The sequence below is a fragment of the Citrobacter sp. 172116965 genome (assembly GCF_013458095.1).
Classification (GTDB): domain Bacteria; phylum Pseudomonadota; class Gammaproteobacteria; order Enterobacterales; family Enterobacteriaceae; genus Citrobacter; species Citrobacter braakii.
The window spans coordinates 3503878-3525704 of record NZ_CP046673.1 but is presented as its reverse complement, the minus strand read 5'-3'; the positions used below and the strand labels follow the sequence as shown (position 1 = coordinate 3525704).

Genomic DNA, 21827 nt, shown 5'->3' with positions numbered 1-21827 from the left:
TCGTATAAAGGCAAAACTATGGACCTGATTTACTTTCTTATCGATTTTATCCTGCACATTGATGTGCATCTGGCGGAGCTGGTTGCGGAATACGGTATCTGGGTATACGCGATTCTGTTTCTGATCCTGTTCTGCGAAACCGGGCTGGTGGTGACGCCGTTCCTGCCGGGAGACTCGCTACTGTTTGTCGCTGGCGCGCTTTCTGCGCTGCCAACTAACGATCTCAATGTTCATCTGATGGTGATGTTGATGATTGTGGCGGCTATTATCGGCGATGCGGTGAACTACACGATTGGCCGTTTGTTCGGTGAAAAACTCTTCAGTAACCCGAACTCTAAAATTTTCCGTCGCAGTTACCTGGATAAAACCCATGCGTTCTACGAGCGTCATGGCGGCAAAACGATTATCCTCGCGCGTTTCGTACCTATCGTGCGTACATTTGCACCGTTTGTTGCCGGTATGGGACACATGTCCTACCGTCATTTTGCGATGTATAACGTCGCAGGCGCGCTGCTGTGGGTATTGCTGTTCACCTATGCAGGCTATCTGTTCGGCGATCTGCCGATCGTTCAGGAAAACCTGAAATTACTGATTGTGGCGATCATCGTCCTTTCCGTATTGCCGGGCATAATTGAAGTGATTCGCCATAAACGCGCTGCGTCACGGGCTGCAAAATAGAAAGTAACTCAGCGGTTCGACCACTTTTTTATCCAAAGTTTCGGGCTGTTATGTTTTAATGTGCAACATTCATGGTCTGTTAGGGGCAAAAATGGCATTATGCGCCCCTTATAACAAAGCTGACTAGGGTTCAGGCAGAAAGGTCACCAATGAGCTGGATTGAACGAATTAAAAGCAACATTACTCCCACCCGCAAGGCAAGCATTCCTGAAGGGGTGTGGACCAAGTGTGATAGCTGCGGTCAGGTTTTATACCGTGCTGAGCTGGAACGTAATCTTGAGGTCTGTCCGAAGTGTGACCATCATATGCGCATGTCGGCGCGCAATCGCCTGCATAGCCTGTTAGATGAAGGTTCTCTTGTGGAACTGGGTAGCGAGCTTGAGCCGAAAGATGTGCTGAAGTTTCGTGACTCCAAAAAGTACAAAGACAGACTGGCTTCTGCGCAGAAAGAAACTGGCGAGAAAGATGCGCTGGTGGTAATGAAAGGCACGCTGCACGGTATGCCGGTCGTTGCTGCTGCATTCGAGTTCGCGTTTATGGGCGGCTCCATGGGCTCTGTGGTCGGCGCGCGTTTTGTCCGTGCCGTTGAGCAGGCGCTGGAAGATAACTGTCCGCTGATCTGCTTCTCCGCTTCTGGCGGGGCGCGTATGCAGGAAGCGCTGATGTCTCTGATGCAGATGGCGAAAACCTCTGCCGCGCTGGCGAAAATGCAGGAACGCGGTTTACCGTATATTTCTGTACTGACCGACCCAACAATGGGCGGTGTTTCTGCTAGCTTCGCGATGCTGGGCGATCTCAACATTGCAGAACCGAAAGCACTGATCGGCTTTGCTGGTCCGCGTGTTATCGAGCAAACCGTACGTGAGAAACTGCCGCCGGGATTCCAGCGTAGCGAGTTCCTGATTGAAAAAGGCGCTATCGATATGATCGTCCGCCGTCCGGAAATGCGCCTGAAACTGGCAAGCATTCTGGCGAAGCTGATGAATCTTCCTACGCCGAATCCGGATGAGCCGCGTGAAGGCGAGGTGGTACCTCCGGTTCCCGATCAGGAATCAGAGGCCTGATAGTTTACTCTATGGGTTTCGGGTTGCAGGCAGGCGATAAGAGAGTTGATCCCGATGAGCTTACACAGGTAAGTGATTCGGGTGAGCGAGCACAGCCAACGCATCTGCAACGTGAAAAACAACGTGTAAAAAAGGGCAGGCCGGTTGGTGCTGCCCTTTTGCTTTTCTCAACGTAAAGAATCTACAGCCATCATGGACAATAAACGTATTCCTCAAGCCGCGTCGCCCCTGGCATCGTGGCTTTCTTATCTGGAAAACCTACACAGTAAAACCATCGATCTCGGCCTGGAACGCGTAAGTCAGGTGGCGCGCAAACTGGGTGTGTTGAAACCCGCGCCATTTGTTTTTACGGTGGCGGGAACCAACGGGAAAGGCACAACCTGCCGTACGCTGGAATCTGTGCTGACCGCAGCAGGTTATAAAGTTGGCGTTTACAGTTCGCCGCATCTGGTACGCTACACGGAACGCGTACGCGTGCAGGGGCGTGAACTGCCGGAATCAGCGCATACCGCCTCGTTTGCTGAGATTGAAGACGCGCGTGGCGACATTTCCCTGACCTACTTTGAATACGGTACCTTATCGGCGCTCTGGTTGTTTAAACAGGCCCAACTGGATGTCGTCATCCTGGAAGTTGGGTTAGGCGGTCGCCTTGACGCGACCAATATCGTGGATGCCGATGTTGCGGTGGTCACCAGCATTGCGCTTGACCATACTGACTGGCTGGGCCCGGATCGCGAAAGCATTGGTCGTGAGAAGGCGGGAATTTTCCGTGCAGAGAAACCGGCTATCGTCGGTGAACCGGAAATGCCTTACACCATCGCCGATGTTGCGCAAGAGAGCGGGGCGATTTTGCAACGCTGCGGCGTGGACTGGCGCTATGCGGTCACGGAGAACGACTGGTCCTTTACGGACGATCACGGTACGTTGGCGCACCTGCCGTTGCCGCAGGTCCCGCAACCTAACGCCGCTACCGCACTGGCAGCACTGCGCGCAAGCGGGCTTAACGTCAGCGAGCAGGCTATTCGTGACGGTATTGAACAGGCGATTTTACCGGGGCGCTTCCAGATTGTGAGCGAGTCGCCGCGGGTGATTTTTGATGTTGCCCATAACCCGCATGCGGCGGAGTATCTGACCGGCCGTCTGAAAAAATTAGTGAAAAGCGGGCGTGTACTTGCGGTTATCGGTATGCTACATGATAAAGATATTGCCGGTACGTTAGCCTGTCTAAAAAGCGTGGTTGACGCCTGGTACTGTGCGCCCCTGGAAGGGCCGCGTGGTGCTACTGCAGAACAACTGCTGGAGCATCTGGGCAAAGGCTATGCCTATGACAGCGTGGCGCAGGCATGGTCTGCAGCGCTAGCTGAGGCGAAGCCAGAAGATACCGTGTTGGTGTGTGGATCGTTTCACACTGTCGCACATGTCATGGAAGTGATAGACGTGGGGAGAAGCGGTGGCGAGTAAGTTTCAGAATCGATTAGTCGGCACAATTGTGCTGGTCGCGCTGGGGGTAATTGTGCTCCCCGGGCTGCTTGACGGGCAGAAAAAGCATTATCAGGATGAGTTTGCGGCGATCCCGCTGGTGCCGAAACCCGGCGATCGCGATGAACCAGACATGATGCCTGCAGCAACGCAGGCGCTGCCGACGCAGCCGCCGGAAGGGGCGGCAGAAGAGGTTCGCGCGGGTGATGCTGCCGCGCCATCGTTGGATCCGTCACGTTTGACGACGGCAAACAGCGCGGAGTTAGATCCTGTCCCCGCGCCTGTAGAACAGCCGAAACCCAAACCGAAGCCGCAGCCGGTTGCCGTCGCTCCGACGCCAGCACCGGCTCCAGCGCCGAAACCGGCCGCGGTGGAACCGCCAGCTCCAACCGGCAAAGCCTACGTTGTACAGCTCGGTGCGCTGAAAAATGCGGATAAGGTCAATGAGATCGTGGGTAAACTTCGTGGCGCGGGCTTCCGGGTATATACTTCCCCGTCAACGCCGGTGCAGGGTAAAATAACCCGTATTCTCGTAGGACCTGACGCCTCCAAAGATAAGCTGAAGAACTCGCTGGGCGAGCTGCAGAAGATCTCTGGTCTGAGTGGCGTAGTGATGGGGTACACCCCTAATTAAGGGATTGCGCTGTTCACGGCGTTGCTCTTAATTCAGGCCGGATAGGGCGTTTTTACCGCTATCCGGCAGTGCCCGAAGAGGCATAAAACGGTATGGCGTTGAAGATTTTTTCAGCGCCATTTTTATTTACGCGTGGAAAGGAAATCCCTACGCAAACGTTTTCTTTTTCTGTTAGAATGCGCCCCGAACAGGACGACAGGGCGTTAAATCGTGGGACACTTATGGTCTGGATTGATTACGCCATTATCGCGGTGATTGGTTTTTCCTGTCTGGTTAGCCTGATCCGTGGCTTTGTTCGTGAAGCATTATCGTTGGTGACTTGGGGTTGTGCTTTCTTTGTCGCCAGCCATTACTACACTTACCTGTCTGTCTGGTTTACGGGCTTTGAAGACGAACTCGTTCGAAATGGGATTGCTATCGCGATACTGTTTATCGCGACACTTATCGTCGGCGCTATCGTTAACTTTGTGATAGGCCAACTGGTAGAGAAAACAGGCCTGTCGGGTACTGACAGGGTGTTGGGGATCTGCTTTGGTGCTCTGCGAGGAGCGCTGATCGTCGCCGCCATACTGTTCTTTCTCGATACCTTTACCGGTCTGTCGAAAAGTGAAGACTGGAGCAAGTCGCAGCTGATCCCGCAGTTCAGTTTCATCATCAGATGGTTCTTTGACTATCTGCAAAGCTCGTCAAGTTTCTTGCCCAAAGTATAAACTTTGGGTTGTTGCTGAACGAGGAAAAGACGTATGTGCGGTATTGTCGGTATCGCCGGTGTTATGCCGGTAAACCAGTCGATTTATGACGCGTTAACGGTGCTCCAGCATCGTGGTCAGGATGCCGCAGGCATCATCACCATTGATGCCAACAACTGCTTCCGCTTGCGTAAAGCAAACGGAATGGTGAGCGATATTTTTGAAGCGCGCCATATGCAGCGTTTGCAGGGCAATATGGGCATCGGTCATGTGCGTTACCCAACGGCTGGCAGCTCCAGCGCCTCCGAAGCTCAACCTTTTTACGTCAACTCACCGTATGGCATCACGCTTGCCCATAATGGCAACCTGACCAATGCGCATGAGCTGCGTAAAAAGCTGTTTGAAGAAAAGCGCCGCCACATCAATACCACTTCAGACTCTGAAATTTTGCTGAATATTTTCGCCAGCGAGCTGGATAACTTCCGCCATTATCCGCTGGAAGCCGATAATATTTTTGCTGCTATTGCGGCAACCAACCGCCAGATCCGCGGCGCCTATGCCTGCGTGGCGATGATTATCGGCCACGGTATGGTTGCTTTCCGCGATCCTAACGGTATCCGTCCGCTGGTACTGGGTAAACGCGATATCGGGGATGGTCGTACCGAGTATATGGTGGCCTCCGAGAGCGTGGCGCTGGATACGCTGGGCTTTGAATTCCTGCGCGATGTTGCACCTGGCGAAGCGGTGTATATCACCGAAAAAGGTCAGCTGTTTACTCGCCAGTGTGCCGATAACCCGGTCAGCAATCCGTGCCTGTTTGAATACGTTTACTTCGCACGTCCTGACTCCTTTATCGACAAGATTTCCGTCTACAGCGCCCGTGTAAATATGGGGACCAAGCTTGGCGAAAAAATTGCTCGCGAGTGGGAAGATCTGGACATTGACGTGGTGATCCCGATTCCGGAAACCTCCTGCGATATCGCGCTGGAAATTGCCCGTATTCTCGGTAAGCCGTACCGTCAGGGTTTTGTGAAAAACCGCTACGTGGGCCGTACCTTTATCATGCCCGGCCAGCAGTTGCGCCGTAAATCCGTGCGCCGTAAGCTGAACGCCAACCGTGCGGAATTCCGTGATAAAAACGTGCTGCTGGTGGATGACTCCATCGTGCGCGGTACCACCTCGGAACAGATTATCGAGATGGCGCGTGAAGCCGGAGCGAAGAAAGTGTATCTGGCCTCTGCGGCCCCGGAAATTCGCTTCCCGAACGTTTATGGTATCGATATGCCTACGGCGACGGAGCTGATTGCTCATGGTCGCGAAGTGGACGAGATTCGCCAGATAATCGGTGCAGACGGTCTTATCTTCCAGGATCTGAACGATCTGATTGAAGCGGTCCGCGCTGAGAACCCGGATATTCAGCAGTTTGAATGTTCAGTGTTTAACGGCGTGTACGTCACCAAAGACGTCGACCAGCAATATCTCGATTTCCTTGACTCCCTGCGTAATGACGATGCCAAAGCAATTTTGCGTCAGAACGAAGCGGAAAACCTCGAGATGCATAACGAAGGGTAATGTTCTGTTGCAGGTCAGGACACATAGAGTGGACTGACTTGCAACTGCGCATAAAAACCTGCAAAGTCAGCCCTGAAGCAAGTAAGGGCGAAAAAATGAAACGACTCATTGTAGGGATTAGCGGTGCCAGTGGCGCGATTTATGGTGTGCGCCTGCTGCAGGTTTTGCGTGACGTTACTGATGTGGAAACCCATCTGGTGATGAGTGCTGCTGCCCGACAGACGCTGGCGCTGGAAACAGACCTCTCTGTACGCGACGTGCAGGCACTGGCGAATGTAAATCACGATACGCGCGATATCGCCGCCAGTATCTCTTCCGGCTCTTTTCAGACCGTCGGAATGGTAATATTACCTTGTTCAATCAAAACGCTTTCAGGCATCGTCCACAGTTACACCGATGGGCTGCTTACCCGTGCGGCAGACGTGGTGTTGAAAGAACGCCGCCCGCTGGTGCTGTGCGTGCGTGAAACGCCCCTGCATCTGGGGCATCTGCGACTGATGACGCAGGCGGCAGAAATTGGCGCGGTGATTATGCCGCCAGTCCCGGCATTCTATCATCGCCCGCAAACGCTAGATGATGTGATTAATCAAACGGTTAACCGCGTACTCGACCAGTTTGATATCTCCCTTCCACAGGATCTGTTCACCCGCTGGCAAGGGGCGTAAAACCGTTCCATCAGCGTGCAAAGAAACATCCGTTGCCCTGTTTCAGGGCAATTTTGTAACCGCGATCATATCCTCAACATTTAATTCGTTAAAACTCAACGAAACGCTGCGGTTCAACCGTCAGACCTGCTATCTTCAAAATCAGGACATTATTGCAACGTTTTATTAACATATTTAACGTCGAATATCCTCATCGACGCGAAAATGGCATAAGACCTGCATGAAAAAGTCTGCAAACACACAACACAACGTAAAACATAATAAAATTACGCCACTTGAGGGTTATGTATGAAGAAGACGGTTCTTGCTTTGTCTTTGCTGGTAGGACTCTCCGCCACCGCGGCCAGCTACGCAGCACTTCCGCAGACGGTTCGTATTGGTACAGATACAACGTACGCACCTTTTTCCTCTAAAGATGCCAAAGGCGACTTTGTCGGCTTTGATATCGATCTGGGAAATGAGATGTGTAAGCGCATGCAGATCAAATGTACCTGGGTAGCCAGCGACTTTGACGCGCTGATCCCGTCGCTGAAAGCGAAAAAGATTGATGCCATCATCTCCTCGCTTTCAATTACTGAGAAGCGTCAGCAAGAGATTGCGTTCTCAGACAAGCTTTACGCAGCAGACTCACGTCTGATCGCCGCGAAAGGTTCCCCAATTCAACCGACTCTTGATTCCCTCAAAGGTAAACATGTTGGCGTACTGCAAGGCTCGACTCAGGAAGCCTATGCTAATGACAACTGGCGCAGCAAAGGCGTAGATGTAGTGGCCTATGCGAACCAGGACCTTATCTATTCTGACCTGACAGCGGGTCGTCTGGACGCGGCGTTGCAGGATGAAGTCGCGGCCAGCGAAGGCTTCCTGAAGCAGCCTGCCGGTAAGGACTACGCCTTTGCTGGTCCGTCGGTGAAAGATAAAAAATACTTTGGTGACGGCACCGGGATTGGCTTGCGCAAAGATGATGCAGAGCTGAAAGCTGCTTTCGATAAAGCGCTGGGCGAACTGCGCAAAGACGGCACCTACGACAAAATGGCGAGCAAGTATTTTAACTTCAATGTCTACGGCGATTAATACGCCGCAACGGGGAATGGACTGCACCATTGCGGGTAACCATTACGGTGCATAATAAATTCAGTGCACTGTTTTGGTGCTTTTGTCGCTGTCTTAATAAGCATGAGTGCATACTTAAGCGCTTTTCATGCAAATAAATACCGCCGACAGGGTAGAATGCTTTGCCTTGTCGGCCCGATTAATGGCACGATAACTGCACCTGGTCCTGTAAAGATCCCCTATAAAAGACAGTCTGTTGAGGATAGTTATGAAAAAACTGGTGTTGTCTCTTTCTCTGGTCCTGGCTTTCTCCAGTGCTACCGCAGCATTTGCAGCCATTCCGCAAAAAATTCGTATCGGTACCGATCCTACTTATGCGCCGTTCGAATCGAAAAATGCACAGGGTGAATTAGTCGGTTTTGATATCGATCTGGCTAAAGAGCTGTGCAAACGTATCAATACACAATGTACCTTCGTGGAAAACCCGCTGGACGCGCTTATCCCTTCGTTAAAAGCGAAGAAAATCGATGCGATTATGTCCTCGCTTTCCATCACTGAAAAACGTCAGCAGGAAATCGCCTTTACCGACAAGCTTTATGCAGCCGACTCGCGTCTGGTTGTCGCTAAAGATTCTGCTATTCAGCCGACCATTGAGTCGCTGAAAGGTAAACGTGTTGGCGTGCTGCAGGGCACGACTCAGGAAACCTTCGGCAACGAGCACTGGGCGCCAAAAGGCATTGAAATTGTCTCTTATCAGGGGCAAGACAATATCTATTCTGACCTGACTGCCGGGCGTATTGATGCTGCATTCCAGGATGAAGTCGCGGCCAGCGAAGGCTTCCTGAAACAGCCGGTCGGTAAAGATTACAAATTCGGCGGCCCATCTGTAAAAGATGAGAAGTTATTCGGCGTGGGTACCGGTATGGGGCTGCGCAAAGATGATAACGAACTGCGCGAAGCACTGAACAAAGCCTTTGCCGAGATGCGAGCTGACGGTACTTACGAGAAGCTGGCGAAAAAGTACTTCGATTTTGATGTTTATGGCGGTTAATCACCGCAGGTGCTGATAAAGCCCGTAGATTTTTGACGTGTTGAATTTATGCCTGATGGCGCTGCGCGTATCCGGCCTACAGCGATTTTGTAGGCCGGATAAGGCAAAGCCGCCATCCCGCATTTAACAGTTTGTCTAAAATCAAAAGAGGCTTATTACTCCACCACACACGACAGGACAGGCAGCATGTTGTATGGCTTTTCAGGTGTTATTTTACAGGGCGCAATTGTTACGCTGGAGCTGGCACTTAGCTCGGTGGTACTGGCGGTTCTGATAGGCCTTGTCGGCGCGGCAGCTAAGCTGTCGCAAAGCCGGGCGCTGGCGCTTATTTTCGAAGGGTACACAACGCTTATCCGCGGCGTGCCCGATCTGGTCTTAATGCTGCTCATCTTTTACGGATTACAAATCGCGCTGAATACCCTTACCGATGCAATCGGTATCAGCCAGATTGATATCGATCCGATGGTCGCGGGTATTATTACGCTCGGGTTTATCTACGGAGCCTATTTTACCGAAACATTTCGTGGCGCATTTATGGCCGTGCCAAAAGGCCATATTGAAGCCGCGACGGCATTCGGTTTTACCAGTTCTCAAATATTTCGCCGCATTATGTTCCCGGCGATGATGCGCTATGCCTTACCGGGAATTGGCAACAACTGGCAGGTCATTCTTAAGGCCACGGCGCTGGTATCGTTGCTCGGCCTGGAAGACGTGGTGAAAGCCACTCAGCTTGCCGGAAAAAGTACCTGGGAGCCGTTCTATTTTGCCGTAGTGTGCGGGGTCATCTATCTGGTGTTTACCACTGTTTCTAATGGTGTGCTGCTGTACCTTGAGCGCCGCTATTCCGTGGGTGTGAAGAGGGCTGACCTGTGATTGAGATTATTCAGGAATACTGGAAGTCCCTGCTGTGGACCGACGGGTATCGCTACACCGGCGTGGCTATCACCCTGTGGCTTCTGATTTCATCGGTGGTGATGGGCGGGATACTGGCGCTGTTTTTGGCAATTGGTCGTGTTTCCAGTAATAAATTTATCCAGTTTCCCATCTGGCTGTTCACCTATATTTTTCGTGGGACGCCGTTGTACGTCCAGTTGCTGGTGTTTTATTCCGGGATGTATACGCTGGAGATAGTCAAAGGCACGGACTTCCTCAACGCGTTTTTCCGCAGTGGGCTAAATTGCACCGTGCTGGCGCTGACGCTGAATACCTGCGCCTATACCACGGAGATTTTCGCCGGGGCTATTCGTTCCGTACCCCATGGTGAGATTGAAGCCGCGCGCGCTTACGGTTTCTCGTCGTTTAAACTGTATCGCTGCATTATTTTGCCTTCCGCGCTGCGTATTGCGCTGCCGGCATACAGCAATGAAGTTATTTTAATGCTGCACTCCACGGCGCTGGCGTTTACCGCAACGGTACCTGATTTGTTGAAAATCGCCCGCGATATCAACTCGGCAACGTATCAGCCGTTTACCGCCTTCGGTATTGCCGCTGTTCTGTATTTGATTATTTCGTATGTCCTGATCAGTCTGTTCCGTAAAGCGGAAAAACGCTGGTTGCAGCATGTATCCTCTAAATGATTCGAGTAACACGATGTCTGAAAATAAATTAAACGTTATCGATTTACATAAGCACTACGGCGAACATGAAGTGCTGAAAGGGGTATCGCTGCAGGCCAATGCGGGTGATGTTATCAGTATTATTGGCTCGTCAGGTTCCGGTAAAAGTACCTTCCTGCGCTGCATTAACTTTCTCGAGAAACCGAGCGCCGGGTCGATTGTCGTCAGTGGTCAGAACATTGGTCTGGTACGCGACAAAGACGGCCAGCTTAAGGTTGCAGACAAAAATCAGCTGCGCTTGCTGCGCACGCGACTGACGATGGTCTTTCAGCACTTTAATCTGTGGAGCCACATGACGGTGCTGGAAAACGTGATGGAAGCGCCGATCCAGGTGTTGGGGCTGAGCAAGCAGGAAGCTCGCGAACGTGCGGTGAAGTATCTGGCGAAAGTGGGTATTGATGAGCGCGCTCAGGGAAAATATCCGGTGCATCTGTCCGGTGGTCAGCAGCAGCGTGTCTCCATTGCTCGTGCGCTGGCGATGGAACCGGAAGTGTTGCTGTTTGATGAACCCACGTCGGCACTTGACCCGGAGCTGGTGGGCGAAGTGCTGCGCATTATGCAACAACTGGCCGAAGAGGGAAAAACCATGGTGGTCGTGACCCACGAAATGGGGTTTGCCCGTCATGTCTCCACGCACGTGATTTTCCTGCATCAGGGGAAGATTGAAGAAGAGGGCGATCCGGAGCAGGTATTTGGTAATCCGCAAAGCCCGCGTTTGCAGCAGTTCCTCAAAGGTTCGTTGAAGTAAGTCACCTGCCCGGAGGCGCTACGCTTTCCGGGCCTGGGATTTTAGCGCGTCGCACTCCAGACGATAAACCCAGTCGTCGTAGGCGATACCATCAATCTCATACGCCTTTTCCAGTACCTGCGTACGCACGAACCCCGTTTTTTCCAGAATCCGTATTGAGCCCTTATTATCCGCCAGTGCGTAAGCATTTATCGCCGTGACCGCCGCGTGCTCGAAGGCGTACTGGCACACCGCGCGTACGGCTTCGCTGGCAATACCTTTCCCCTGCGCCTGTGGCAAGATGGCGTAGCCGAGGTCGGCTTCATGCGGGTAGAGATGGCTGATTTGCAGACCAATATCGCCGAGCGGCGTCGGGTTGTTGTGCTCGCGGATGACAAAAGTGTGCTGTGCGGCAAGGCGTCTGGCGAATAACAGACGCGTATCTTTCACCGGGGCGATGTTGCCCATATAGCGCATGACTTCAGGACATTCACGTAGTTTCTGGAAAAATGACCAGTCAGAAAACTGAAACAAAGAGAGGGTAAGTCGGGGAGTCGAAATTATCGCCATAACGTCGCCATTGCAGAAATCTGGCCTATAACCTTACCACCACAACGGCGACCGTGAATAGCGCTTAGGGGTTATCGGATGACATCCGCCAGCGCTTCTTCTAAATCGTACCAGCGAAACGCGAAACCGGACGCTTCCAGGCGTTTTGGCAACGCTCGCTGCCCGCCGAGAACCAGCACTGAAGATTCGCCCATCAGCAACCGCATTGCGGTGGCGGGAACGCGCAGAATGGCAGGACGGTTCAGGGCGTGGCCCAGCGCGTGGGCAAACTGCTCATTGTGCACCGGGTACGGTGAAACCATATTGAAGGGACCGCGCAGATCGTTATCCAGCAGCCAGAGAATTCCGTTGACCATATCATCAATATGGATCCAGGCCATATACTGGCGTCCGTTGCCAATTGGTCCGCCTAAGCCAAGACGAAACGGCGGGACCATTTTCGCCAGAATGCCGCCAGCAGAGGCCAGTACCACGCCGGTGCGCAGCATACACACGCGGGTTTTTTCGCTTTGCGCGGTGCTGGCAATTTGCTCCCAGCGGGCGCACAGCTTATGGGTAAATTCGTTATGCGGCGGCTCTTCTTCTGTGACCACCACTTCGCCTAAATCGCCGTAGTAACCGGTAGCGGAACCGGAGATTAGCACTGCGGGCGGTGTCTCGCTGGCATTGATTAAATCGACCAGCTTCTGCGTAATGACCCAGCGGCTCTGACACAGGCGTTCCTTTTGCTGGGCACTCCAGCGCTTGTCCGCAATCGGCTCTCCGGCAAGGTTAATGACGGCATCAATGTCATTGAGATTTTGCCGCTCTTCCAGCCCTTTGGACAGCGTAACCCGGGAGTCGAGAATCTGACGTGCCTTATCAGGAGAACGGGTCACTACGGTTATCTGATGCCCCAGCTCCAGCAAGCGGGGGATCAGATGACGTCCAATCAGGCCAGTACCGCCGGTAATCAGAATCTGCATGTCGCCTCCCGGGTTATGTTTTAGCGCTGCCAGCTCAGCGTCATAGAGACTGAGTCGGCGTAACGTAATGCGTGAAGTTTATCTATCTCTACTTGAGCATAAGTGACCCAGTGATGTTCGCGTGCGATATCGAGCACATCTTGAGTTAATTTTTCTAACAATGAGAAGCGGTTACCCTCCACGTGGGCAATGATGCTCTTGGTGATAGTGCGATAATTCAGCGCGTCGTTGATATCTTCACTGGTACGGGCTTTGTCTGCCGGATAGTGAATGGCAATGTTGATGACGATATCCTGGCGGTTAAGGATCTCCTCTTCTTTAATGCCGATAAAAGTGCGCAGACGAAGGTTTTTTATACGAATAATTGCGTCAGGTTGTGACATTGCAGGTTTCCTCCATGTATGAACCTTTGCATGATACACGAGAACCGAATCGCGTCACCGCTTCTCACTTTGTGCTTGTTGCATGGCGCGTTCCGTTGCGGGACGCGTACGGATGCGTTCATGCCAGTTATTGACCGCCGGGTAGTTGTCGAGGTCGATGCGCTGACGCTGATGAGCATGGATCCACGGCCAGCAGGCAATGTCGGCAATGCTGTAGTGATCGCCCCCCAGCCAGGGGGATGTTTCCAGACGTTTATTCATCACGTTGTACAGGCGCTGGGTTTCAACCTGGTATCTTTCAATGGCGTAGGGAATCGTTTGTGGGGCGTAGTGGCTAAAATGATGATTCTGACCCAGCATGGGTCCGAGGCCGCTGACCTGCCAGAACAACCACTGCAGCGTAGTGTGGCGTTCACGTAACTCACCGCTCAGCAGCTTACCGCTCTTTTCTGCCAGATAGAGTAAAATTTCTCCGGACTCAAACAGGCTGATGGGCTTTCCGCCGTCTACCGGGGCACTGTCGATAATGGCCGGGATTTTATTGTTTGGTGAGATTTGCAGAAAATCAGGGTGAAACTGGCTACCTTTGCTGATATCGACATGAATCAGACGGTATTGCAGCTGAGCCTCTTCAAGAAACAGCGTTATTTTGTGACCGTTTGGCGATGGAGTGTAATAGAGATCGATCATTTTCAGCGTCCGTTTTGTCATGAACCGGGTCATAACAAGTATAGAGCCTGTTGGCGTGCGTGAGTTTTCATCAAGTGACAGTGAGAGAAAGACTCTATATTTTGAAGGCAAGCCAATACATTTCAGAGGACATTATGAGCAAATCTGCAATTACGCTGTGGTCAGATGCCAATTTTTTCTCCCCTTACGTGCTGTCTGTTTATGTCGCTCTGCAAGAGAAAGGACTGCCTTTTACGCTGAAAACCGTTGATCTCAACAGCGGCGAACACTTGCAACCTTCATGGCAAGGGTATGCGTTAACGCGGCGCGTGCCGGTGCTTGAAATCGACGGTTTCGAGCTGAGCGAATCATCAGCGATTACTGAGTTCCTGGAAGAGAGTTTTGCGCCGCCGCAGTGGGAACGTATCTACCCACACGATGTGCAAAAGCGCGCGCGGGCGCGCCAGGTTCAGGCGTGGATCCGCAGCGATCTGATGCCTATCCGTGAAGAACGCTCAACGGACGTAGTTTTTGCTGGCGTGAAGAAAGGTCCGTTAAGCGAAGCGGGAAAAGTCAGTGCGGAGAAATTGTTCGCCACTGCGAGCCATTTATTGAGCCACGGGAAGCAGAATTTATTTGGCGAATGGTGTATTGCCGACTGCGATTTAGCGCTAATGCTGAATCGTCTGGTCCTTAACGGCGATGAGGTTCCCGAAGCGCTTGCAGAATATGCCGCCTTCCAGTGGCAGCGCGCTTCAGTCCAGCGTTTTATCGCGCTTTCAGCGAAGCGTTCCTGCTGAAAAACGGGGCGTAATCCAGTATCATTACAAGGTACTTTTCAACGAGGAGTGAGTGATGAAACTGATGTTCGCATCGGACATTCATGGTTCGTTGCCAGCCACGGAACGCGTACTTGAACGGTTTGCCGCAAGCGGTGCGCAATGGCTGGTGATATTGGGTGATGTTTTAAACCACGGACCGCGTAATGCGCTCCCGGAAGGCTATGCGCCTGCGCAGGTTGCTGAGCGGTTGAATGCGCTGGCAGCGCGGATTATCGCGGTGCGTGGCAATTGTGACAGCGAAGTGGATCAGATGCTTCTGCATTTTCCGATGACCGCGCCGTGGCAGCAAATTCTGACAGAAAACCAGCGACTCTTTTTGACGCACGGGCATCTTTTTGGCCCGCAAAATATGCCGGCGCTCAACGTGGGAGATGTGCTGGTTTATGGGCATACACATTTGCCCGTGGCTGAGCGTCAAGGGGATGTTTACCACTTCAATCCCGGCTCGGTAAGCATCCCGAAAGGGGGCTTTGCGGCAAGTTACGGGATTCTGGATGATAATGTTCTCAGCGTAATGGCACTCAATGATCAAAGTGTTATTGCACAGGTCGAGATTAATCCGTAATTTACCCCACAAACATAAACGCGCCGTAAGAGCGCAAGAAAAAAGAAGGTTTCCTGATGGTGGAACAGCGTCGTTTGGCAAGTACGGAATGGGTGGATATTGTGAATGAAGACAACGAAGTCATTGCACAATCCAGCCGGGAACAAATGCGGGCGCAACGCTTACGCCATCGTGCAACGTATATCGTCGTGCATGATGGTATGGGCAAAATTCTGGTTCAGCGTCGTACTGAGACAAAAGATTTTTTGCCCGGCATGCTGGATGCCACCGCTGGCGGTGTTGTGCAGGCTGACGAGCAACTACTGGATTCAGCGCGCCGTGAAGCGGAAGAGGAACTGGGGATTGCGGGCGTGCCGTTTGCCGAGCATGGGCAGTTTTATTTTGAAGACCAGAACTGTCGCGTATGGGGCGGGCTGTTTAGCTGTGTTTCCCACGGACCGTTTGCGCTTCAGGAAGAAGAGGTTAGTGAAGTTTGCTGGCTGACGCCGGAAGAAATTACCGCGCGCTGCGACGAATTTACGCCGGACTCACTGAAAGCCCTGGCGCTGTGGATGACCCGCAACGCTAAGAATGAAGGGGCGAAAGCCGAAAAGCAGGAAGAAGCTGAGTAAAATCTGCTCATCCGGCCTACAGCGTCGAGAAATCGTGTAGGCCGGGCAATCGTTTTTTAATGGTAACCCATTATCTGCGCGCCAATTACCACCACGCTGGACATAATAAACAGCAGTCCCAACAGCGTGGCGCCTACCTTCAGCCAGTTACGAAAATCCACCCGAAACACGCCTAACGTTGCCATCAGCGATGCCGATGTAGGATAGATAATATGACTGAATCCGTCGCCAAACTGGAAGGCCAGTACGGTGACCTGACGGTTTACGCCAACCAGATCGCCTAAGGGTGCTAATAACGGCATGGTCAATGCAGCCTGACCAGAGCCGGAAGTAACGAAGAAATTAAACACTGCCTGGAACAGCAGCATAAACCACGCCGCGATGGCGTTATCCAGCCCGCTGATGCCGTTGGCAATGCTGTGCAGCAGCGTGTTCAACACGCTGGCTTCACCCGCCTCTCCATTACCGACCAGCAGTAATATGCCCTTGGCAAAACCGACCAGCAGGGCAGGGGCAATCATCATTCGCGCGCCTTCAGTGAATGAGGAGGCCATGATGTTGACCGTCATGCCGTTGAGACGAAAGACCACGCCGATGATGCCAATTACCAGGCCCATGGTGAAGAACTGACTGGCGATCTCAGGAATAAACCACGCGTTGACGATCACGCCCCAGACAACCCAAATCATTACCGCGGTCAGCACCAGCAGCACCAGCCAGTCGCCCAGCGTGAAGCGTCGTTCCACAACGTCGTCCTGCTGTTCGCGAAAGAAACGGTCGGATTCATGTACCCGGGACAAAAGCGGATTCTTTTTGATGCGCGCCGCATAGGCCAGCGTGAAGGTCAGACCTATCAGGGTCGCAATTACCCAGACAATGATACGCAGACCGGAACCAGAGAGCACCGGCACGCCCGCAATCCCCTGCGCGACGACCACGCAGAACGGGTTCATCCATGAGCTGGCAAATCCAATCTGAGTCGCAATATAGGTGACCAGAACGGTGGTGATACTGTCGTAACCTAACCGTACCATTAACGGTGCAATAATAATGGCAAAGGCGACCGCCTCTTCCCCCATACCAAACACCGCGCCGCCTAATGAGAAGAGAACAAACAGCACCGGGATAAACAGGACTTCGTTTCCTCGCGTATGGCGGATGAGCGCCAGGATGCCGTTATCGATGGTTCCGGTACGCATAACGATGCCGAATGCACCGCCAATCACCAGCATAAACATAATAATGCCGACGGCAGTGCCGAATTTAGAGCCGGAGGTTAACCCTTCAAACGGAAAATTCATCAGGCCCGGGCGCTCATCACCGGTGGTGAAAAACTGCACCCGGTGATACTGCTCTTCGCCCGCGTCGTTGGTCAGAATTCGAAAAGAATGGGGGTCGACCACCTTACGGGTTTTGGTTTGTCCATCAACCTGATACTGCACTTCCTGACTGTCGAACATCCCGACGGGAACAACCCATGTCGCCAGACTGGTTAAAATGGCAACGAAAAAAATAATCACCAACGTATCGGGCATCGCCCATTTTTTAGCTGGCTGTGTTTCTGTTACTGCTGACATGAAAGACTATCCCTGTTGCAATGCAAAAGAGGATAAGTATGCAAACAGGAGAATAGTTATTCATTGATGCAGCGCATCCTGGCAAATGTTTCAGAATATGCCAACGGGAAAAACAGGTATAAAAAAACCGGAAATATAAGCTATTTCCGGTTTAATAAGCAGAAGTGTTGCCGGATAAGACATCCGGCACACTCGACAGATTACTGCTGCTGTTGGGAAGACTGGATCGCGGTCAGAGCGATGGTGTAGACGATGTCGTCAACCAGCGCGCCACGAGACAGGTCGTTCACAGGCTTGCGCATACCCTGCAGCATCGGCCCAATGGAGATCAGGTCGGCAGAACGCTGTACCGCTTTGTAGGTGGTGTTACCGGTGTTCAGATCCGGGAAGATGAACACGGTAGCGCGACCTGCAACCGGAGAGTTCGGCGCTTTGGATTTTGCTACGTCAGCCATAACGGCGGCGTCATACTGCAGCGGACCGTCGATCATCAGGTCAGGACGTTTTTCCTGCGCCAGACGCGTGGCTTCACGAACTTTTTCTACGTCGCTACCTGCACCAGAAGTACCGGTGGAGTAGGAGAGCATTGCTACACGCGGTTCGATACCGAAAGCAATGGCGGATTCAGCGGACTGAATCGCGATTTCTGCCAGTTGCTCTGCAGTCGGATCCGGGTTGATCGCGCAGTCGCCGTATACGTAAACCTGATCCGGCAGCAGCATGAAGAACACGGAAGACACCAGGGAACTACCCGGTGCAGTTTTAATCAGCTGCAGCGGCGGACGGATGGTGTTCGCGGTGGTATGAACTGCACCAGAAACCAGACCGTCAACGTCGTCCTGTTCCAGCATCAGGGTACCGAGAACCACGTTGTCTTCCAGCTGTTCGCGGGCAACGGTTTCGGTCATACCTTTGTTTTTACGCAGTTCGACCAGGCGAGCAACGTAGCTTTCGCGAACAACATCTGGATCAACGATTTCTACGCCAGCGCCCAGCTCAACGCCCTGAGAGGCCGCAACGCGGGTGATCTCATCCGGGTTGCCCAGCAGTACGCAGGTTGCGATACCGCGTTCAGCACAGATAGCCGCCGCTTTAACGGTACGCGGCTCGTCACCTTCCGGCAGAACAACGCGCTTGCCGGCTTTACGTGCCAGCTCGGTCAGCTGATAACGGAACGCTGGCGGAGACAGACGACGGCTGCGCTCAGAGGTCGCGGTCAGGGATTCAATCCAGTCAGCGTTGATGTAGTTAGCAACGTATTCCTGAACTTTCTCAATACGTTCGTGATCGTCAACCGGAACTTCCAGGTTGAAGCTCTGCAGGCTCAGAGAGGTCTGCCAGGTGTTGGTGTTCACCATGAATACCGGCAGGCCGGTTTCAAATGCACGTTCGCACAGTTTAGTGATACGCGCGTCCATTTCGTAGCCGCCAGTCAGCAGCAGGGCACCGATTTCCACGCCGTTCATGGCTGCCAGGCATGCTGCAACCAGCACGTCAGGACGATCGGCGGAAGTCACCAGCAGAGAACCGGCACGGAAGTGCTCCAGCATGTGCGGAATGCTGCGTGCGCAGAAAGTCACAGACTTCACGCGACGGGTGTTGATATCACCTTCGTTAACGATAGTGGCGTTCAGATGACGCGCCATATCGATTGCACGCGTTGCGATCAGATCGAAGCTCCATGGCACCGCGCCCAGAACCGGCAGTGGGCTGGATTCTTGCAGTTTAGCCGGATCAACTTTGATCACTTTTGCTTTGGAAGAGTCGTCGAAAATCTCGGACAGATCCGGGCGAGTACGGCCCTGCTCATCAACCGGTGCGTTCAGTTTGTTAACGATTACGCCGGTGATGTTGGTGTTTTTCGCGCCGCCGAAGCTGCTGCGAGTCAGTTCAATACGCTCGTTCAGCTGTTCCGGGGTATCGGTACCCTGAGACATTACGAAGACGATTTCTGCGTTCAGCGTTTTCGCGATTTCGTAGTTCAGAGACTGTGCGAACTGATGTTTACGAGTTGGGACCAGGCCTTCAACCAGTACAACTTCAGCGTCTTTAGTGTTCGCGTGGTAGTTCGCGATGATCTCTTCCATCAGCACATCTTTCTGATTGCTGGACAACAGAGATTCAACGTGGCTCATCTTCAGCGGCTCAGCGGCTGGCAGAGAAGAGTTAGCACGGACGATGCTGGTAGTCTGGTCTGGCGCATCGCCACCGGCACGCGGTTGAGAGATCGGCTTGAAGACGCTCAGACGAACGCCTTTGCGTTCCATTGCGCGGATCACGCCAAGGCTGACGCTGGTCAGACCGACGCTGGTTCCGGTAGGGATCAGCATAATAATACGGGACACGGTTTATCCTCTTTCGTTACCGTCGATGTAGACGGGTTACAAAACAGCACCGCCAGCTAGGCTGGCGGTGTGAAATCAGGCAGTCAGACGGCTCGCGTCTTGCGCGATAACCAGTTCTTCGTTGGTTGGGATAACCACCGCAGGACGGGTACCTTCTTTGTTGATGAAACCAGATTTGCCGAAACGTGCGGCCAGGTTACGTTCGTGGTCAACTTCAAAGCCCAGAACGCCCAGTTTGCCCAGAGACAGTTCACGAACCATCGCTGCGTTTTCACCAATACCACCGGTGAAGACAACTGCATCCAGACGACCATCCATCAGCGCAGTGTAAGAACCGATGTATTTCGCCAGACGGTGACAGTAAACGTCCATTGCACGTTTAGCGTCTTCTTTAGTCGCGTAGTTATCTTCAACATAACGGCAGTCGCTGGTGACTTCGGTCAGACCCAGCAGGCCGGACTCTTTGGTCAGCATTTTGTTGATCTGGTCAACGCTCATGCCCAGGGTGTCGTGCAGGTGGAAGATGATCGCTGGGTCGATGTCACCGGAACGCGTACCCATCACCAGACCTTCCAGCGGGGTCAGACCCATGGAGGTATCAACACATTTACCGTTACGGATAGCAGAAACAGAACCGCCGTTGCCCAGGTGGCAAGTGATGATGTTCAGCTCATCAACCGGTTTGTTCAGAATTTTTGCCGCTTCCTGAGTCACGAAGAAGTGGCTGGTACCGTGCGCGCCGTAACGACGAACACCGTGTTCTTTGTACAGGCTGTATGGCAGAGCATAGAGGTAAGACTCTTCCGGCATGGTCTGATGGAACGCGGTGTCGAACACAGCCACGTTTTTGTCTTTCAGATTCGGGAAGGATTTCAGCGCTTCTGCGATACCGATCAGGTGTGCAGGGTTATGCAGCGGTGCAAAAGAGGCTGCGTCTTTGATACCCTGAATAACAGAATCGTCGATAACCACAGAGCCGGTGTATTTCTCGCCGCCGTGAACAACACGGTGACCAATCGCAGTCAGCTGAGCAGACAGTTCTGGTTTTTGTGCCAGAATAGTATTAACGATAAAATTCAGCGCTTCACTGTGAGCGGCGCCTGCACCTAAAGCCGCTTCTTGTTTACCGCCGTCCATTTTCCACTTGATACGTGCTTCTGGGAGATGGAAACATTCGGCTAAACCAGAGAGGTATTCTTCACCGTTTACTGCATCGATGATGGCAAATTTCAGTGAGGAGCTACCGCAGTTCAGAACCAGTACTAACTTACTCGACATGGAAGTACCTATTTATGATACGTGGCTAAAAAAACGTCAGGAAGTCATAGAGCGTAGCGCATGATGACACCGACGTTTATGATTAACATCATGCGCCATAGTCTTTTTGGGCACGATGGAATAAATACCTTTGAGTCTATGTCATTTTGCGTATTTTTCAGCCAATGGCATACTATGTGTCAATTTGACGACTCAATGATTTTGGACTAAAGGCCTTACAGGCCGGCACAGGATACCTGAATGTGGGTATCAAAGACAAAATGTTTTGAACGATGTCCCTTGTAGTTGTTGTTTTGCACAAATTTTTTAATTTTTATATGTGAAGTTGAGGTAACCGCCATGTCGACACCGGATAATCGTTCCGTCAATTTTTTTAGCTTGTTTCGCCGGGGGCAGCACTATGCGAAGACGTGGCCAATGGAAAAGCGCCTCGCGCCTGTGTTTGTAGAGAACCGCGTGATCCGCATGACGCGTTACGCGATCCGTTTTATGCCGCCTATCGCCGTCTTCACCTTATGCTGGCAAATTGCGTTAGGGGGGCAGTTGGGACCGGCCGTGGCGACTGCGCTGTTTGCGCTCAGCCTGCCGATGCAGGGCATGTGGTGGCTGGGTAAACGTTCTGTAACGCCGCTGCCGCCTTCAATACTCAACTGGTTCTACGAAGTACGGGGTAAATTGCAAGAAGCCGGGCAGGCGCTCACTCCGGTAGAAGGAAAGCCTGATTATCAGGCGCTGGCTGACACGCTTAAGCGCGCCTTCAAACAACTGGATAAAACTTTCCTTGATGATTTGTAATT

The 21827-nt window shown here is 52.5% G+C and carries 23 protein-coding genes; 16 read left to right on the top strand and 7 right to left on the bottom strand.

Annotated features, from left to right (window positions below):
- Positions 1 to 18 precede the first annotated feature (18 nt).
- From GPJ68_RS17180 to hisP, 12 genes are all read left to right on the top strand, one after another.
- Positions 19 to 678 (top strand): DedA family protein, encoded by a 660-nt coding sequence (locus GPJ68_RS17180; protein WP_016153860.1) that lies wholly within the window; start codon positions 19 to 21, stop codon positions 676 to 678.
- 149 nt (positions 679 to 827) lie between these two features.
- On the top strand, positions 828 to 1742 hold the full coding sequence (gene accD / locus GPJ68_RS17175; protein WP_016153859.1) for an acetyl-CoA carboxylase, carboxyltransferase subunit beta: 915 nt from the start codon (positions 828 to 830) through the stop codon (positions 1740 to 1742).
- Between the two features lie 192 nt (positions 1743 to 1934).
- Positions 1935 to 3203: a bifunctional tetrahydrofolate synthase/dihydrofolate synthase gene (gene folC / locus GPJ68_RS17170; protein WP_180836886.1), complete on the top strand. Its 1269-nt coding sequence runs from the start codon at positions 1935 to 1937 to the stop codon at positions 3201 to 3203.
- On the top strand, positions 3193 to 3855 hold the full coding sequence (gene dedD, locus GPJ68_RS17165) for a cell division protein DedD (RefSeq protein ID WP_016153857.1): 663 nt from the start codon (positions 3193 to 3195) through the stop codon (positions 3853 to 3855). Before folC ends, dedD begins: the two co-directional genes overlap by 11 nt.
- 221 nt (positions 3856 to 4076) lie before the next feature.
- Positions 4077 to 4565, top strand: a complete 489-nt coding sequence (gene cvpA, locus GPJ68_RS17160) for a colicin V production protein (protein WP_005129678.1) — start codon at positions 4077 to 4079, stop codon at positions 4563 to 4565.
- A 33-nt stretch (positions 4566 to 4598) separates the two neighbouring features.
- Entirely contained in the window at positions 4599 to 6116 is a 1518-nt protein-coding gene (gene purF, locus GPJ68_RS17155) for an amidophosphoribosyltransferase (RefSeq protein ID WP_005129677.1), read from the top strand.
- 95 nt (positions 6117 to 6211) lie between these two features.
- Positions 6212 to 6781, top strand: a complete 570-nt coding sequence (locus GPJ68_RS17150) for a UbiX family flavin prenyltransferase (protein WP_104651199.1) — start codon at positions 6212 to 6214, stop codon at positions 6779 to 6781.
- A gap of 288 nt (positions 6782 to 7069) precedes the next feature.
- Entirely contained in the window at positions 7070 to 7852 is a 783-nt protein-coding gene (gene argT, locus GPJ68_RS17145) for a lysine/arginine/ornithine ABC transporter substrate-binding protein ArgT (protein ID WP_006683634.1), read from the top strand.
- Between the two features lie 247 nt (positions 7853 to 8099).
- Positions 8100 to 8882, top strand: coding sequence for a histidine ABC transporter substrate-binding protein HisJ (hisJ, locus tag GPJ68_RS17140; RefSeq protein ID WP_003028120.1), 783 nt, complete (start codon positions 8100 to 8102; stop codon positions 8880 to 8882).
- 186 nt (positions 8883 to 9068) lie between these two features.
- Positions 9069 to 9755 carry a histidine ABC transporter permease HisQ gene (locus GPJ68_RS17135; RefSeq protein ID WP_016153853.1) on the top strand — a complete coding sequence of 229 codons (687 nt, stop codon included), beginning with the start codon at positions 9069 to 9071 and terminating at the stop codon, positions 9753 to 9755.
- Complete coding sequence (hisM, locus tag GPJ68_RS17130; protein WP_003028116.1) at positions 9752 to 10459, top strand: histidine ABC transporter permease HisM; 708 nt, start codon at positions 9752 to 9754, stop codon at positions 10457 to 10459. The genes GPJ68_RS17135 and hisM overlap by 4 nt, the downstream gene beginning before the upstream one ends.
- Positions 10460 to 10472: 13 nt before the next feature.
- Positions 10473 to 11246: a histidine ABC transporter ATP-binding protein HisP gene (gene hisP, locus GPJ68_RS17125; protein ID WP_043017062.1), complete on the top strand. Its 774-nt coding sequence runs from the start codon at positions 10473 to 10475 to the stop codon at positions 11244 to 11246.
- Positions 11247 to 11264: 18 nt separating this feature from the next.
- On the opposite strand, the gene GPJ68_RS17120 is transcribed toward hisP, so the two are convergent.
- The 4 genes from GPJ68_RS17120 to yfcG form a co-directional block, all read right to left on the bottom strand.
- A complete protein-coding gene (locus GPJ68_RS17120; protein WP_072050783.1) occupies positions 11265 to 11795 on the bottom strand; it encodes a GNAT family N-acetyltransferase in 531 nt (176 codons plus the stop codon).
- Between the two features lie 71 nt (positions 11796 to 11866).
- On the bottom strand, positions 11867 to 12760 hold the full coding sequence (locus GPJ68_RS17115; protein ID WP_046275572.1) for a TIGR01777 family oxidoreductase: 894 nt from the start codon (positions 12758 to 12760) through the stop codon (positions 11867 to 11869).
- Between the two features lie 20 nt (positions 12761 to 12780).
- Complete coding sequence (folX, locus tag GPJ68_RS17110) at positions 12781 to 13143, bottom strand: dihydroneopterin triphosphate 2'-epimerase (RefSeq protein WP_016153849.1); 363 nt, start codon at positions 13141 to 13143, stop codon at positions 12781 to 12783.
- A 54-nt stretch (positions 13144 to 13197) separates the two neighbouring features.
- Positions 13198 to 13833, bottom strand: coding sequence for a GSH-dependent disulfide bond oxidoreductase (gene yfcG, locus GPJ68_RS17105; protein ID WP_016153848.1), 636 nt, complete (start codon positions 13831 to 13833; stop codon positions 13198 to 13200).
- Positions 13834 to 13967: 134 nt separating this feature from the next.
- On the opposite strand from yfcG, the gene yfcF reads away from it, so the two are divergent.
- From yfcF to yfcD, 3 genes are read left to right on the top strand one after another with little or no spacing between them, the layout of a single operon-like run.
- Positions 13968 to 14612 carry a glutathione transferase gene (yfcF, locus tag GPJ68_RS17100; RefSeq protein ID WP_016153847.1) on the top strand — a complete coding sequence of 215 codons (645 nt, stop codon included), beginning with the start codon at positions 13968 to 13970 and terminating at the stop codon, positions 14610 to 14612.
- Between the two features lie 55 nt (positions 14613 to 14667).
- On the top strand, positions 14668 to 15219 hold the full coding sequence (gene yfcE, locus GPJ68_RS17095; protein ID WP_016153846.1) for a phosphodiesterase: 552 nt from the start codon (positions 14668 to 14670) through the stop codon (positions 15217 to 15219).
- 56 nt (positions 15220 to 15275) lie between these two features.
- Positions 15276 to 15830: an NUDIX hydrolase YfcD gene (gene yfcD / locus GPJ68_RS17090; protein WP_006683645.1), complete on the top strand. Its 555-nt coding sequence runs from the start codon at positions 15276 to 15278 to the stop codon at positions 15828 to 15830.
- Between the two features lie 56 nt (positions 15831 to 15886).
- Here yfcD and yfcC read toward each other — a convergent pair whose 3' ends face one another.
- The 3 genes from yfcC to ackA form a co-directional block, all read right to left on the bottom strand.
- On the bottom strand, positions 15887 to 17407 hold the full coding sequence (yfcC, locus tag GPJ68_RS17085; protein ID WP_180836884.1) for a putative basic amino acid antiporter YfcC: 1521 nt from the start codon (positions 17405 to 17407) through the stop codon (positions 15887 to 15889).
- Between the two features lie 200 nt (positions 17408 to 17607).
- A complete protein-coding gene (pta, locus tag GPJ68_RS17080; protein WP_016153844.1) occupies positions 17608 to 19752 on the bottom strand; it encodes a phosphate acetyltransferase in 2145 nt (714 codons plus the stop codon).
- A gap of 75 nt (positions 19753 to 19827) precedes the next feature.
- Positions 19828 to 21030 carry an acetate kinase gene (gene ackA, locus GPJ68_RS17075; RefSeq protein ID WP_016153843.1) on the bottom strand — a complete coding sequence of 401 codons (1203 nt, stop codon included), beginning with the start codon at positions 21028 to 21030 and terminating at the stop codon, positions 19828 to 19830.
- Positions 21031 to 21369: 339 nt separating this feature from the next.
- Here ackA and yfbV point away from each other — a divergent pair, with 339 nt between their 5' ends.
- Positions 21370 to 21825: a terminus macrodomain insulation protein YfbV gene (gene yfbV, locus GPJ68_RS17070; protein WP_016153842.1), complete on the top strand. Its 456-nt coding sequence runs from the start codon at positions 21370 to 21372 to the stop codon at positions 21823 to 21825.
- The last annotated feature ends 2 nt before the right edge of the window (positions 21826 to 21827 follow it).

Bases quoted from the DNA above. Each gene is read 5' to 3' on its own strand.
- purF (WP_005129677.1), top strand. From the start codon at position 4,599: ATGTGCGGTATTGTCGGTATCGCCGGTGTTATGCCGGTAAACCAGTCG.
- GPJ68_RS17115 (WP_046275572.1), bottom strand. From the start codon at position 12,760: ATGCAGATTCTGATTACCGGCGGTACTGGCCTGATTGGACGTCATCTG.
- GPJ68_RS17180 (WP_016153860.1), top strand. From the start codon at position 19: ATGGACCTGATTTACTTTCTTATCGATTTTATCCTGCACATTGATGTG.
- ackA (WP_016153843.1), bottom strand. From the start codon at position 21,030: ATGTCGAGTAAGTTAGTACTGGTTCTGAACTGCGGTAGCTCCTCACTG.
- yfcE (WP_016153846.1), top strand. From the start codon at position 14,668: ATGAAACTGATGTTCGCATCGGACATTCATGGTTCGTTGCCAGCCACG.
- GPJ68_RS17120 (WP_072050783.1), bottom strand. From the start codon at position 11,795: ATGGCGATAATTTCGACTCCCCGACTTACCCTCTCTTTGTTTCAGTTT.
- yfcG (WP_016153848.1), bottom strand. From the start codon at position 13,833: ATGATCGATCTCTATTACACTCCATCGCCAAACGGTCACAAAATAACG.
- accD (WP_016153859.1), top strand. From the start codon at position 828: ATGAGCTGGATTGAACGAATTAAAAGCAACATTACTCCCACCCGCAAG.
- cvpA (WP_005129678.1), top strand. From the start codon at position 4,077: ATGGTCTGGATTGATTACGCCATTATCGCGGTGATTGGTTTTTCCTGT.
- folX (WP_016153849.1), bottom strand. From the start codon at position 13,143: ATGTCACAACCTGACGCAATTATTCGTATAAAAAACCTTCGTCTGCGC.
- yfbV (WP_016153842.1), top strand. From the start codon at position 21,370: ATGTCGACACCGGATAATCGTTCCGTCAATTTTTTTAGCTTGTTTCGC.
- GPJ68_RS17150 (WP_104651199.1), top strand. From the start codon at position 6,212: ATGAAACGACTCATTGTAGGGATTAGCGGTGCCAGTGGCGCGATTTAT.
- folC (WP_180836886.1), top strand. From the start codon at position 1,935: ATGGACAATAAACGTATTCCTCAAGCCGCGTCGCCCCTGGCATCGTGG.
- hisP (WP_043017062.1), top strand. From the start codon at position 10,473: ATGTCTGAAAATAAATTAAACGTTATCGATTTACATAAGCACTACGGC.
- GPJ68_RS17135 (WP_016153853.1), top strand. From the start codon at position 9,069: ATGTTGTATGGCTTTTCAGGTGTTATTTTACAGGGCGCAATTGTTACG.
- yfcF (WP_016153847.1), top strand. From the start codon at position 13,968: ATGAGCAAATCTGCAATTACGCTGTGGTCAGATGCCAATTTTTTCTCC.
- yfcD (WP_006683645.1), top strand. From the start codon at position 15,276: ATGGTGGAACAGCGTCGTTTGGCAAGTACGGAATGGGTGGATATTGTG.
- hisJ (WP_003028120.1), top strand. From the start codon at position 8,100: ATGAAAAAACTGGTGTTGTCTCTTTCTCTGGTCCTGGCTTTCTCCAGT.
- yfcC (WP_180836884.1), bottom strand. From the start codon at position 17,407: ATGTCAGCAGTAACAGAAACACAGCCAGCTAAAAAATGGGCGATGCCC.
- argT (WP_006683634.1), top strand. From the start codon at position 7,070: ATGAAGAAGACGGTTCTTGCTTTGTCTTTGCTGGTAGGACTCTCCGCC.